This window comes from Acetobacter sacchari, from assembly GCF_017377715.1.
In the GTDB taxonomy this organism is placed as follows: Bacteria; Pseudomonadota; Alphaproteobacteria; order Acetobacterales; family Acetobacteraceae; genus Acetobacter; species Acetobacter sacchari.
Map to the genome: position 1 here is coordinate 1 of NZ_JAFVMF010000012.1, position 12,895 is coordinate 12,895.

The 12,895-nt window shown below is 60.5% G+C and carries 12 protein-coding genes; 10 read left to right on the plus strand and 2 right to left on the minus strand.

Annotated features, from left to right (window positions below; genetic code table 11):
* The first annotated feature begins 326 nt into the window (after positions 1–326).
* The 6 genes from J2D73_RS11805 (at position 327) to J2D73_RS11830 (ending at position 8,312) form a co-directional block, all read left to right on the plus strand.
* Complete coding sequence (locus J2D73_RS11805; RefSeq protein WP_207881763.1) at positions 327–1,610, plus strand: N-succinylarginine dihydrolase; 1,284 nt, start codon at positions 327–329, stop codon at positions 1,608–1,610.
* Positions 1,607–2,668, plus strand: a complete 1,062-nt coding sequence (locus tag J2D73_RS11810; RefSeq protein WP_207881764.1) for an arginine N-succinyltransferase — start codon at positions 1,607–1,609, stop codon at positions 2,666–2,668. The genes J2D73_RS11805 and J2D73_RS11810 overlap by 4 nt, the downstream gene beginning before the upstream one ends.
* 113 nt (positions 2,669–2,781) lie before the next feature.
* Positions 2,782–3,780, plus strand: a complete 999-nt coding sequence (locus J2D73_RS11815) for an AraC family transcriptional regulator (RefSeq protein ID WP_207881765.1) — start codon at positions 2,782–2,784, stop codon at positions 3,778–3,780.
* 117 nt (positions 3,781–3,897) lie between these two features.
* Positions 3,898–5,088, plus strand: a complete 1,191-nt coding sequence (locus tag J2D73_RS11820) for a methyl acetate hydrolase AcmB (protein WP_207881766.1) — start codon at positions 3,898–3,900, stop codon at positions 5,086–5,088.
* A 105-nt stretch (positions 5,089–5,193) separates the two neighbouring features.
* Positions 5,194–6,183 carry an MsnO8 family LLM class oxidoreductase gene (locus J2D73_RS11825; RefSeq protein WP_207881767.1) on the plus strand — a complete coding sequence of 330 codons (990 nt, stop codon included), beginning with the start codon at positions 5,194–5,196 and terminating at the stop codon, positions 6,181–6,183.
* A 272-nt stretch (positions 6,184–6,455) separates the two neighbouring features.
* Positions 6,456–8,312 carry a glycoside hydrolase family 15 protein gene (locus J2D73_RS11830; RefSeq protein ID WP_207881768.1) on the plus strand — a complete coding sequence of 619 codons (1,857 nt, stop codon included), beginning with the start codon at positions 6,456–6,458 and terminating at the stop codon, positions 8,310–8,312.
* Between the two features lie 206 nt (positions 8,313–8,518).
* Here J2D73_RS11830 and J2D73_RS11835 read toward each other — a convergent pair whose 3' ends face one another.
* Both J2D73_RS11835 and J2D73_RS11840 read right to left on the minus strand, forming a co-directional pair.
* Complete coding sequence (locus tag J2D73_RS11835; RefSeq protein ID WP_207881769.1) at positions 8,519–9,082, minus strand: carboxymuconolactone decarboxylase family protein; 564 nt, start codon at positions 9,080–9,082, stop codon at positions 8,519–8,521.
* A 113-nt stretch (positions 9,083–9,195) separates the two neighbouring features.
* Positions 9,196–10,074: a LysR family transcriptional regulator gene (locus tag J2D73_RS11840; protein WP_207881770.1), complete on the minus strand. Its 879-nt coding sequence runs from the start codon at positions 10,072–10,074 to the stop codon at positions 9,196–9,198.
* Between the two features lie 115 nt (positions 10,075–10,189).
* Here J2D73_RS11840 and J2D73_RS11845 point away from each other — a divergent pair, with 115 nt between their 5' ends.
* The 4 genes from J2D73_RS11845 (at position 10,190) to J2D73_RS11860 (ending at position 12,875) form a co-directional block, all read left to right on the plus strand.
* Positions 10,190–10,333 (plus strand): hypothetical protein, encoded by a 144-nt coding sequence (locus tag J2D73_RS11845; protein WP_207881771.1) that lies wholly within the window; start codon positions 10,190–10,192, stop codon positions 10,331–10,333.
* A 5-nt stretch (positions 10,334–10,338) separates the two neighbouring features.
* Entirely contained in the window at positions 10,339–10,974 is a 636-nt protein-coding gene (locus tag J2D73_RS11850; RefSeq protein WP_207881772.1) for a glutathione S-transferase family protein, read from the plus strand.
* A 23-nt stretch (positions 10,975–10,997) separates the two neighbouring features.
* Positions 10,998–12,092 (plus strand): alkene reductase, encoded by a 1,095-nt coding sequence (locus J2D73_RS11855; RefSeq protein ID WP_207881773.1) that lies wholly within the window; start codon positions 10,998–11,000, stop codon positions 12,090–12,092.
* 99 nt (positions 12,093–12,191) lie between these two features.
* Entirely contained in the window at positions 12,192–12,875 is a 684-nt protein-coding gene (locus J2D73_RS11860) for a peroxiredoxin-like family protein (RefSeq protein ID WP_207881774.1), read from the plus strand.
* Positions 12,876–12,895 lie beyond the last annotated feature (20 nt).

The following is a 12,895-nucleotide window of genomic DNA, read 5'->3' on the forward strand; positions in this document are numbered from 1 at the left end:
ACAGCAACAGCAACAGCAACAGCAACAGCAACAGCAACAGCAACAGCAACAGCAAGACAGCGCCGCACCGTCCACGAGCATCAAGAGCGCTTCACCGGATAAACGCAGCAAAACCCTCCGGCTTGCATCGCCGCATGATATTTCAGCGACACCGCCTCCGCATCCGTCCCGAACGCGTGCGTAATCGTGCGCGCTCCTGTATGACACGACCGCGCCCCGGAACCGTCGGCCAGCTCGGACGGCGACGACGCTCCGTGAATAAGAACCCGGGCGCGCCCGACGAGGCCGCCCCTCGCCTCTTTGACGTCCAGTGATGAAAGCCGCCTATGCGCGAGTTCAATTTCGACGGCCTGGTCGGCCCGACCCACAACTACGCAGGCCTCTCCTTCGGCAACCGCGCCTCGACCGGTAATGCTGGCGACGTGTCCCGCCCGCGTGCGGCCGCGCTGCAGGGTTTGGAGAAGATGCGGCGCATGGTGGAGCTTGGGCTGGGTCAGGGATTGCTGCCGCCGCATGACCGCCCCAACGCCGCGTGGCTGCGCCAGTGCGGGTTCGGCGGCACAGACGAAGCCGTATGCGCGGCCGCGTGGCGCGACGAACCCGGCCTTTTAAAGGCCGCCTTCTCCGCCTCGCCTATGTGGACCGCAAACGCCGCGACGGTGTCCCCATCTCCCGACACCGCTGATCGCCGTTGCCATGTCTCTGTGGCGAATCTCTCCTCCATGATTCATCGCAGCCTGGAAGCGCCCGAGACGACGCGACTGTTGAAGACGCTGTTCGCGAACGAGCGGTATTTCGCGGTGCATGACGCACTCCCAGCCGCGCTGGGGGACGAAGGCGCAGCAAACCACATGCGCCTGTGCACGCATCACGGCGCCCCGGGCATCGAGATTTTCGTCTACGGTGAGACGATCCCCGGAGGGTTCCCGGCGCGGCAGGCTAGGGCCGCGAGCGCTGCGATCGCCCGACGTCACGGCCTGCTGCCGGAGCGCGTTCTGCTGGCGCGGCAGAGCGACGCCGCGTTGCAGGCAGGGGCTTTCCACAACGACGTCGTGGCGGTCGCGAATGAATCGGTCCTGCTGACCCATGAGCAGGCGTTCGAGGACCGGGATGCGGTATACGGCTTCATCCGCCAGCACCTTCCTGAAGCCCGCATTCTGGAAGTGTCCGCCGATCAGGTCAGCCTGGAGGACGCCATTCGCTCCTACCTGTTCAACGCGCAGCTTTTCACCCGGCCAGAAGGCGGGATGACGCTGGTCGTACCGGCGGAATGCGACGCCACGCCGTCGGTGAAACAATGGCTGGACACCATGCTTGCGGGGAACGGCCCAATCCGACAGGTGCAGACGATGGATTTGCGGGAATCCATGCGTAATGGCGGCGGCCCCGCCTGCCTGCGCTTGCGTGTCGCCGTGGACGAGGCTGCCGAAGCCGCGCTGGACAGACGCTTTTTGCTGAGTGAACGTCGGATCGACGCCATTGCCGCTCTGATCGACGAACGATGGCCCGAACGCATCGCGCCGGATGATCTCGGCCACGCCGATCTGTGGGCCGATTGCCGCGCCGCCCGCGAAGCCCTGTTTTCCCTTCTGGGACTGGCCGCAGCATGAACCGCATCGCGCCGCCCCTCGCGCAATCTGCGACCGCAGCACGTCAGGGAGCGGAGTCTCCCTGGATCGTGCGCCCCGCGAATTCCAGCGACGTTGATGCTCTTTACGAACTCGCGGGCCACACCGACGGGGGATTGCTCAACCTGCCCCACGACCGCGACGCGCTTAAGGCTCGGCTGGGATGGAGCGAGGCATCGTTTGCGCGTCAGCTCGAGGCGCCGGAAAATGAGCTTTATTTTCTTGTGCTGGAAAACGAGGACACCGGCGCGATGGGCGGATGCGCCTGCGTCTTCTCGCGCATCGGCGTTCCCTGGCCGTTCTACAGTTACAAGATCGCCACGCACACGCATGTTTCGCGCGAATTGTCACACAGCTTCGCCGCACGGCTTCTGCATATCGTCAACGACTTTGACGGCGCAGCGGAAGTCGGCGGCCTGTTCCTGCACCCCGATCACCGTTCCGGGGGACTCGGCGCCCTGCTGGCGCGCAGTCGTTACCTGTTCATCGCCCAGCACCGAGACCGCTTCCCCGAAAGAATCATCGCCGATCTGCGCGGTTATGTCGGCCCCGACGGGTCGCCATTCTGGAACGCCATCGGTCGCATTTTCTTCGGTCGCGACTTCCGTGAAGCCGATCACTACAATGCACTTCACGGCAACCAGTTCATCGCCGACCTGATGCCGCGCTATCCCATCTATGTGGATCTGCTGCCTAAAGCCGCGCGAGAGTGCATCGGCCGTGCGCACGATCAGGCCTTACCTGCCCGACGCATTCTTGAAGCAGAAGGCTTCAGCCACGACGGCTACATCGACATCTTCGATGGCGGCCCTACGCTTTCGGCGCAGATCGCAAACTTGCGCACCCTGCGCGAAAGCCGCGAAGCCGTCGTGACCGACACGTTGTCGCCCGATGAAAACGGCGGCGCGGCGCTCGTGACGTCAGGCGCATTGAAATCATTCCGTGTGTGGCGGGATATTCTGGTCGATGACGGCGGAGAGGCGCGATTGCTCACGGCACGCCGGGCAGGCGCCGGCGCGGCGATCAGATACGTCGCCTGAACGTCGTGCGGGACATCTGGCGCGCTCTCCGGATATTTTGATTTCCGACGCCGCCCTCCCGAAGCGCAGACAAGTGGCACGCCCGTTCCCGCCACGAGAAACCTGCGCGCCCCATGCTCGAAGACGCCCTTCTGATCGACGCCGACGGCCTGCCTCGCCGACAGCGCCACAAGCCCCATTCATCCGATTGGGATGAAGTCAGAAGCTTCTGCCGCGACGCCTACATGCCCTACAGAACGGAAGCCTTGTCGGCGGCGGCACGGCCGGACGCCACCATGTACTCGTTCGACACCGGACGCATCCTCGCAACCCGCTTTGCCTACGGCACGCCAGTCCATCTCTCGGACTTCGATCCTTCCGCCGGTCGTGTTCTTGTCCTCACCACATTGCGCGGCGGTATCGAACATGCCGCCAGTGGATCTGGAAGCGTTTCGACAAAAAGTGGCGAGAGCTTTGTCGTTGACTGCAGTCGAACATCTTACTGGCTGCGGGCCAGTCCGGATCACCTGCAACTGAACCTGACGATCGCGCATGACACACTGTCGGACTTCGCCCGTCAGTGGTTCGATGCCGCACCCGGCGACGAGCTTTGGACCACAAAGACGCGTTTCGGAGACCGAAACAGCTCATGGATCGCGCTGATGGAATATCTTGCGCGCTTCGCAAGCCAGTGGTCACCGGACAGCCGCGCCAGCGCGCGCGTCGAGGAGATGGTGTGTCTGGAGCTTTTGAAAAACTGGGCGACGAACGCCGGTATCGAACTTGACCGTCCGACGCACGAAGCTGCGCCGTTCTACGTGCGGCGCGCGGAGGAATTCATGCGCGCGCATGTCGCGGCCATGCCCACGATGATTGAGGTCGCCGCAGCGTCAGGAGTCAGCGTCAGAACGCTGTCCGGCGCCTTCCGACGCTATCGCGGTGTCAGTCCCAGCGCCTTTCTGCGCGAACAGCGACTGCTGCATGCCCGCCGAGATTTGCTTGAAGGTGGGCCGAACGAGACTGTCGGCGCTGTCGCCAGCCGCTGGGGCTACGTCAACTTCAGCGAATTTGCGCGCAGCTTCCGACAACGTTTCGGGGAGCTTCCCTCCGCAGCACGACGCACTCACAACTGATTGACGCCAATCGGGCCGTTACGGCGCCGATAACAGGCGCCGCCTGCCGATCAGAGGCGGCGCACAGGTCGATTCAGAGCCATTGTCCCGAATATATTCCGATTCGAAGGGACAGTTATGCGCAACAAGACAAAAAACCGCTGCGACGCCATCCTTGAGCGCGCCGTTACCGCCAACGATAGAGTGCCCGGCGTGGTCGCCATGGCGACGAACCGAAACGAAGCGATCTACGAAGGCGCGTTCGGAGAGCGCTCCCTCGGCGGCGGAAGCGCCATGACGACCGACACGGTGTTCCGCATCTTCTCCTGCACCAAGGGCGTGGCGGGCGTCGCCGTCATGCAACTGGTCGAGGAAGGCAGGCTCAACCTCGACGCGCCCGCGAAAAACTATGTCCCGGAGCTTGGCGATATTCAGGTCATCGAGGGGTTCGACGCGGCGGGCGCGCCCATGCTGCGGGCGCCGAAACGCGACATCACCACCCGGATGCTGATGCTGCACACGGCCGGCTTCGGATACGATTTCTTCAGCGAAATCTACCGGAGACTGGCGGAGGACGGGCGTCTGCCGAGCATCGTCTCCGCGAGCAAGGCCTCGATCACGGCGCCGCTGCTGTTCGATCCGGGCGAGCGCTGGAACTACGGCGTGAATATCGACTGGGCGGGGCTGGTAGTGGAGCGCATCGCCGGGGCGCGGCTGGGCGATGTGTTGAAAGCGCGCGTGTTCGAACCCCTCGGCATGAGCGATACCTCGTTCACTTTGTCTGCTGACATGCGCTCCCGCCTTGCCGCCATGCACCAGCGGGAAGAGGGTGGAGCGTTGAAGCCGTTGGCCGATTTCGAGCTGGCGCAGGACCCGGAAATTCATATGGCCGGACACGGCCTGTATTCCACCGTAGGCGATTACATGCGCTTCATCCGCATGATCCTGAACGACGGGGCCGGAGAAAATGGCCGCGTCCTGCGCGCGGAGACGGTCGCCGCCATGGCGCGAAACGGCCTGGGGGACCTGAAGGTGACCAGTCTGGACGGCGTCATCCCGAGCCTTTCCAATGACGCGGAGTTTTTCCCCGGCCAATCAAAATCGTGGGGATACACATTCATGATCAATGATGAAGACGCCCCCACCGGGCGCCCGGCGGGCGCGCTCGGGTGGGCCGGGCTCGCCAATCTCTATTACTGGATAGACCGCAGGAACGGGCTGGGCGGTTTCTGGGCCACGCAGATTTTCCCCTTCGCCGACGGACCATCCTTCAGCGGTTACATGAATTTCGAAACGGCGATCTATGAGAGCCTTCCACACGGCGGCTGAACCCACACAGCCGATCATGTCGCGCGCTTGAGCGTCTCCGGGCACTGGCGGCGCTCCGGCACGGCGCCCATATGAACCCGGACTGTCAGTCCGGAGGCCCGCAGCGTGATCCCCTTCTCTATCCTCGACCTCGCAGTGATTACGCAGGGTTCAACGCCGGCGGATGCTTTCCGCAACACGTTCGACCTCGCGCGACTGGGCGACTCACTTGGCTTTCACCGCTACTGGCTCGCCGAACACCACTCCATGCCAGGCATCGCCTCCGCCGCGACCAGCGTCCTGATCGGACAGGTGGCGGCCCGCACGGAGCATATTCGCGTCGGATCCGGCGGCGTCATGTTGCCCAACCACTCGCCACTGGCCATCGCTGAGCAGTTCGGTACGCTGGAGACCCTGTTTCCCGGCCGTATAGATCTCGGCCTTGGCCGCGCGCCCGGCGCGGATCAACGCACGGCCATGGCGCTGCGCCGCGACCCGCACGCGCCGGACCGCTTCCCGCAGGACGTAGTCGAAGTGCTGCATTACTTTGAACCATCGGATCCTGCCGACGCGCATCTGGTGCGCGCAGTGCCGGGCGCGGGATTGCGCGTGCCGGTGTGGATCCTTGGCTCATCGCTGTTTTCCGCGGTTCTGGCCGCGCAGCTCGGTCTGCCCTATGCCTTCGCGTCCCATTTCGCGCCCGGGCAGATGGAGGAAGCGATCGCTCTTTACCGGTCCCGTTTCGAACCCTCCGAACGCTGCCAGCGCCCCCGTGTGATGCTGACCGTCAATATCGTCGCTGCGGACGACGAGGCGGAAGGGAAGCGTCTGGCTACGTCGTTACATCAGTATTTCATCGCGTTGCGGCGCGGTCGCCCTATTCCATATCCGCCGCCGATCGACGCGCCGAACTGGCTCCCGCAGGAGCAGGCGATGCTCGACCACACGCTGTCCTGCACCTTCGCGGGCTCCCCGGAGAGCATTTTGCCGCGCCTGTCGCGGTTCATTGATCGCCATCGGCCAGACGAGTTGATGATCGCGTTTCCGCTTTACGATCACGCTGCACGACGTCGGTCGGCGGAACTGGCTATGGCGATGCGGGATAGGCTGGGGTAGCTGGAAAGCGTGCTCGGTGAGGCTATATCGTCGCTACCGGGACCGTCCTGGCCGCAAACAGGCTGCATATTCGAACACTGACCTGAGCAAGCGATCTTTTTTCTTGAAAACAAGAGCATAAAAGGAATCGTGCGCTCCCGTCGCGTCATACCGGCATAAACGCTGACGTATCTAATAAACCAAATGTAATACTTAAGATTTTAGACACCACGCAACCGGGCGCTCTTGCACGGGTTGGAACATGCAGAGCCAACCAACACAGCAGGCATCAGATGTCCGAATTGTTGCAGCTGACCGCAGGTTCGCCTGACGCGAGGTCGTACCGGCCAATCGAAGATTACGCGCTGCTGAGCAATTGCGAAGGCAGCGCGCTCGTCGCACGTGACGGCTCTATCGACTGGGCGTGCCTTCAGAGCTTCGATGCCGCGCCAACTTTTTCGCGTTTGCTCGATCGTCTCCGTGGCGGGTATTTTATTCTCCAGCCCGTCGGGAGTTTTGAAACAACGCGCGAATATCTGGGGCGCACCAACATTCTGGCTACGACCTTCATCCACGACGATGGCATTGTGACTGTTCATGACTTCATGGCGCGGCCGGGGCCTTCACGGGAACGCCCATGTCTCGTGCGCCATCTGGTCGGCATTTCCGGGCGCGTTCCCATGATCGTCCGATTTCGGCCGCTGGATGGCTTTTCCACCACTCCGGACACCATATCTCGCGCTGCAAACGGACTTACGGTTGGCGGCAGACTTTCCCTTGGATCTGAACTGAATTTCGAGATCAACGAGGGAGAGGCCATAGCCCGTTTCGACGTCACGGCCACACAATGGCATTCTCTCCTGATCTATCTCGGCGACCTTCCGCTCACGCCACCCGATGTGCCTGCATTGATGGACTACGTGCGGGCTGCGTGGACCCGCTGGTCATCTGGCGCTGCGTACATCGGCCCCCTGAGCGGAGAACTCAATCGTTCGGCGTTGGTGCTGAAGGCTCTCGTCTATACGCCCACAGGAGCCATTGTCGCCGCCGCGACCACATCCCTTCCAGAGGAAATTGGAGGCGTACGCAACTGGGACTATCGATACTGTTGGATTCGCGACGCCTGTCTTTCATTTTATGTTCTTAAAAAATTCGGAATGACCCAGGAGGCCGAGCATTTTTTCGGCTTCATCTCGACCCTTGTCAACGATGACGACCTGTTACGTCCGCTATACGGCGTCAGGGGTGAAACGACAGAACTGACAGAGCACGAAATTTCGCACTTCGAAGGTTGGCAGGGTAGCGCGCCGGTTCGGCACGGCAACAAGGCTGCCGAACAGCATCAGGCGGACGCCTATGGCCAGTTGCTGGACCTGTTCCATTTCTACGATCAACTAGGCGGAAAACTGACCGCGGTTATGCAAAAGCATGCGGTCCGGCTTGCCGATATTGCGGCGGCGCACTGGCGCAGACCAGATGCCGGTCTTTGGGAGCCGCGTAAACCTGAACAGCGATACCTGCATGCCGCGATTATGAACTGGGTCGCCCTGGACAGGGCGATCCGGCTGTTTGGAGAGCGTCCACAGTGGACGCGCGAACGCGATGCAATCGTCGCCTGCGTTAATGGAGCGGCTGTTCACGCCGAAGGATTTTATCCCCAATATATCGGCTCGGACGATGTCGATGCAGCCCTTCTGATTGCGCCTCTGGTAGGTTTTCCTGTCGACCGGCGGATATTTGAGAGAACTGTCGATAGAATTATCGATCGCCTTGGGCATGGTCATCTTGTATACCGATACCGTAACGATGACGGGTTGCCGGGACACGAAGGCACGTTCCTGATTTGCGCGTTCTGGATGGTGGACGCCCTTCTATGGCTTGGTCGCGAAAAAGAGGCGCGCGCGCGCTTCGAGGCGCTTCGCGCCTTGCAGAACGATGTCGGGCTCTACTCGGAAGAAATTGCGGAAAATGGTTCTTTTCTCGGCAATTTTCCTCAAGCTTTCAGTCACCTTGCCTTCGTTCACAGCGCCTTGCTGATGGATCTGTTCGAGCACGGCGGGCAAGCGGCGATCACGGGCACCTACGCCGACCGCGCACTGCGCGAAACCCCCACGCGACGGGCACCGAAGATAAACTCCCGTCTCGATTAAGGCAGAAGACGGGCGGAGCAGTATTGAACAATAGCGCCGTCAAACGGCGCTACCGGTTTCACGTCCTTACGCCTCAGACGCCCGCATCTTCGGCCCAACGGTTGGCGTGCTTTTGCTGACGAGCATACGAAGACTGAAACACCATTTTGCGGCGCCTATCCACAATAACGAAATCCGAAACGACAGGTTTCAGAACTTCAGGCAACTCAGACTCCAGCCTCAGGCCTGGTCCATTCGTTGCCCTTCATAAAAGCGTCGAGCGGAGTGTGCACGATATGGTTCGTATAATTACTGATCACCTTAGTCGCGACGCCGAGAACAACTTCCAGCACGTTACGGCGTGTGAAACCTGCGGCAATGAACGCATCAACCTCCTCATCTGACACCCAGCCACGATTTCGGACAACCCGCGAAGTAAAGTGATGCAAGGCTTCAAGACGTGCGTCGGGCAATTCCGTTCCATCGCGAAGGGCGGCGATGACAGCGGAGTCCATCTTCTGCATCATCGCCAGGGTCGTATGACCGGCCATGCAATAATGGCATTCATTTTCGAAGTTTGCTGTCAGATAGACAACCTGTTGCTCATGCATCGTCAGGGTCGTCTTAGAGAACAGATCCCAGAGCGCGGTATATCCCGATAGAAGCTCCGGGGACTCCGCCATGTAGGATTGAAGATTAGGCACAAATCCGAAAGCGGCTTCAACGCCCTCAAAGATCGGCTTCGCAGCGTCTGGCGCGGTGTCGCCGGTGTATGCGGTAAACTGGGTCATGATCTGGTTCCATCCTGTTTGTATCGTTTCGACAAACCAGAACCTGCTGGAACAAGACCGCGGCGCGTAGCAGGCGCGTGCGACTAACGTTTATTCCAGATTGGAATATTGGCTCATCGATTCATCAGCGCTTCTACAAAGGCTGCAAACCGACGCGCCTTGGCGCTCGCCATGCGCCCTGTCGGAAATACCGCCCAAAGATCGATCGTCGGCAGACTCCACCCCGCCAGCACCTTGCGCACGACGCCGGACGCCAGCTCATCGGCGAACATCCAGTCAGACGAGATAACCAATCCCATATCAGCCAGAACCGCAGCCCTTATTCCCTCTGCGGCGCTGAGTTTTAAGCGCCCATGCACCGTGACTGACGCCGCGGCTCCATCTCGGGTGAAGGACCAGACATTGGGTTGTCGGCTATAGACAATTGCCTGATGAGCCGCGAGGTCGGCCGGCGTTTTCGGCTCACCCGCCCTCGCCAGGTAAGCCGGCGTCGCCATGACGGAACGCAGCCCCGTGGCAAGGCGGCGCGCAACAGCAGCAGAATCAGGTAACTCTCCCATGCGCAATGACACGTCCACACCCTCACCCACCAGATCGATCATCCTGTCGTCGAGGATGAAGTCGATTTCCAATCCTGGGTTGGCGTCGAGGAATTCTGGCAAGTGAGGCACAATATGCAAGCGGGCGAACGTGGTCGCCGCCGAGACACGCAGTTTACCTGTCAGGCCCGCCCCAGCCCCGCGCGCTGCAGATTCCGCCTCATCAGCTTCCTGAATCGCCGCGCTCGCCCTCTCGTAAAACAGTTGACCCGCTTCGGTCGGATTGAGCCCATGCGTCGAGCGGACCAGCAGGCTCACCTGCAAACGCGCCTCCAGCTGCGCAATCGTCTTGGAAACTGCAGGCTGGCCCACATTCAACAACCGAGCAGCGGCGGAAAACGAGCCGGTCTCCACCACCCTTAGAAAAGTGGTCATCGCCTGATAACGATCCATGTCATTCCTCCCGGGAATGAGCGTTATCGCCGCAAGCTGCCTGCCGTGTCCAGACTGACGCCGCTACGCCTTCACCATGCTTCGGGTGGTTCGGAGCGCAGCAGGAGATCAGGGCATGCTGGAGCGGCTGGTAAGCGCACCGTCGGTGTTGAATGCGCTCTTCGCATTCCAGCTTCACGGCAGCCCGACGCAGGCGGCGATCGCCTTACTGGTTCCAATTTTTCGCCGCTTCCGCCCGGCTCTGCAGTATAAAGGATAACGACGATGCTCGATGTTTATGCATTTTCGACGCCGAATAGCGTCAAAGTTCTGATCGCACTTGAGGAACTTGATCTGGATTATAGGCTTCACAGCGTCAATGTCCGCCTGGGCGAGCAGAAAGCCGTTGATTTCCTTACATTGAATCCAAATGCCAAGGTTCCGGTTCTGGTCGACTCCAGCGCAGACGATCATCGGCTCGTGCTGACGGAGTCCGCAGCCATTCTGGTCTACTTGTCCGAGAAAACAGGAAAACTCCTTCCTGCTTCTGGTGAAGACCGTTTTCGGACATTCGAGCAGCTTTTCTTTCACGCCTCGGGCCTCAGCCCCTCCTTCGGACAGGCCGGTTTTTTCCAACGCCAGGCGACAGCCCCTCAGCCATTGGCGATCGAGCGCTTCTCCAACGAAGCGCTCAGAACACTCGGAATTCTGAATGGCGTTCTTGCAAATCGTCAATTCGTTGCCGGGGAAAACTTCACCATCGCAGACATCGCTCATTTCGGATGGCTCTGGCGGCGCGAATTCGCAGGGGTGACATTAGACGCCGCCCCCAATGTCGCACGCTGGTTCGCAGAGGTAGAGGCCCGCCCGACTGTGCAGCGCGCCATTCAACGCATCACCGCTCTTGTTCCACAATCCTGAATGCAGACCTGGAGGCATTTCTCATGAGCAAGTTATTCACGCCGTTCCGGGCAGGCGCCCTGGAACTCGGGCATCGCGTTGTGATGGCGCCGCTGACCCGTGTGCGCGCCAGCGCCGGGGATCTCCCCAATGCCCTGATGCGGGAATATTATGACCAGCGCGCTTCCAAAGGCGGCCTGATTATCACCGAAGCGACGCCGATTTCCCGTCAGGGATACGGCTATGCTGCGGCGCCCGGCATCTATGACGACGCGCAAATTGCCGGTTGGCGCGCTATTACGGACGCTGTTCATGCGCGGGGCGGCAAGATCGTCCTGCAGTTGTGGCACGTCGGACGGCAGTCTCACCGCGCACTGCAACCGAACGGCGCCGCGCCGGTCGCGCCGTCCGCAATTGCAGCCGCAGGCGACGCCTACACTGCCGACGGCGCTTTGCCATTCAGCATGCCGCGCGCGCTGGAGCGTCATGAAATTCCCTTGATCGTGGCCGAATTCGGCGCCGGCGCAGCACGAGCGAAATCCGCAGGCTTCGACGGCGTCGAGATACACGGCGCCAATGGGTATCTACCGGATCAATTCTTGCAAGACGGCTCCAACATCCGCACCGATGACTACGGTGGCCCGATCGAGAACCGGGCGCGCTTTCTTCTGGAGATTACGCAAGCCGCCATCGATGTCTGGGGAAGCGACCGGGTCGGCGTGCGCCTCACGCCTGACGGATCTTACGGCTCCATGCAGGACAGCAACCCGGCCGCGACCTTCGGATATGTAAGCCGCAAGCTGGATGAGATGAGTATCGCGTACCTACATGTGGTCGAACCGAGGATCAAAGGCACTGAACTGATCGCCTCCACTCCGCCGATCGCCGCGCGTGATCTTGGCAAAATTTTCCGCGGAACAGTGATCGGCACTGGCGGTTTTACCGGGGAAAGCGCTGAAGCATTGCTGAACGCTGGAGACGCGGATGCCGTCGCATTCGGGCGCGCCTTTATTGCGAACCCGGACCTACCTGCACGACTACGCGCGGGCCTTCCGCTTAACCGATATGATCGCTCAACATTTTATGGCGGCGACGCTCGTGGCTACACCGACTACCCGGCATACCGAGATGCTGCGTGAGCTCCATCCCCCAGGGAAGCTACGCCTGACCGCGCAACTTCCCTGATAACTCCACTTGATAAACAACTCCTGCTCTTAACATAATTTTGGAGAAACCTCATGACTCTTCAGGAAAAACTGGACGCGTTCAAGGCTGACTTTGAGGCCGGCAAGCCTCCCTACAACGTTCCTCCATCTGTCATCGCAACCATGCATCGCGCCACGGCGGAACTGATCGCATCGAACGCCGCAGGCCTTGCGCTAAAGGCGGCCGACAAAGCTCCAGCCTTTATCCTTAATGACCCGGACGACCGCCCGATATCCTCAGTATCACTGCTGACCAACGGGCCACTGGTTCTCAGCTTTTATCGTGGCGTCTGGTGCCCTTATTGCAATATGGAGTTGCAGGCTCTTCAGGAATCACTGGCGAGTTTTCAGGACCTTGGCGCCAGCGTTGTCGCAATTTCACCTCAAAACTCCGTAAACAGTCGAAAATCCGTGCGGCAGAACGCGCTCGACTTCCCCATCTTGTCCGACGCACATAACGACGTGGCGGCGGCTTTTGGATTGCGCTTTGCGCTACCTGATTATCTGGTTGCACTGTATAAAAGCCTTAAAAATGACCTACCCAACTTTAACGGCGACAATAGCTGGACGTTACCGATGCCCGCCCGTTACGTAATCGGACAGGACGGAACAATTCTATATGCCGAAGTCAATCCGGATTATACGCGACGCCCGGAGCCGTCGGACATGCTTCCAGCCCTGCGCCGTGCATTACAAAAAAATTCGAACGCCGTGTAGAGGGCGAAACATATGCCAAG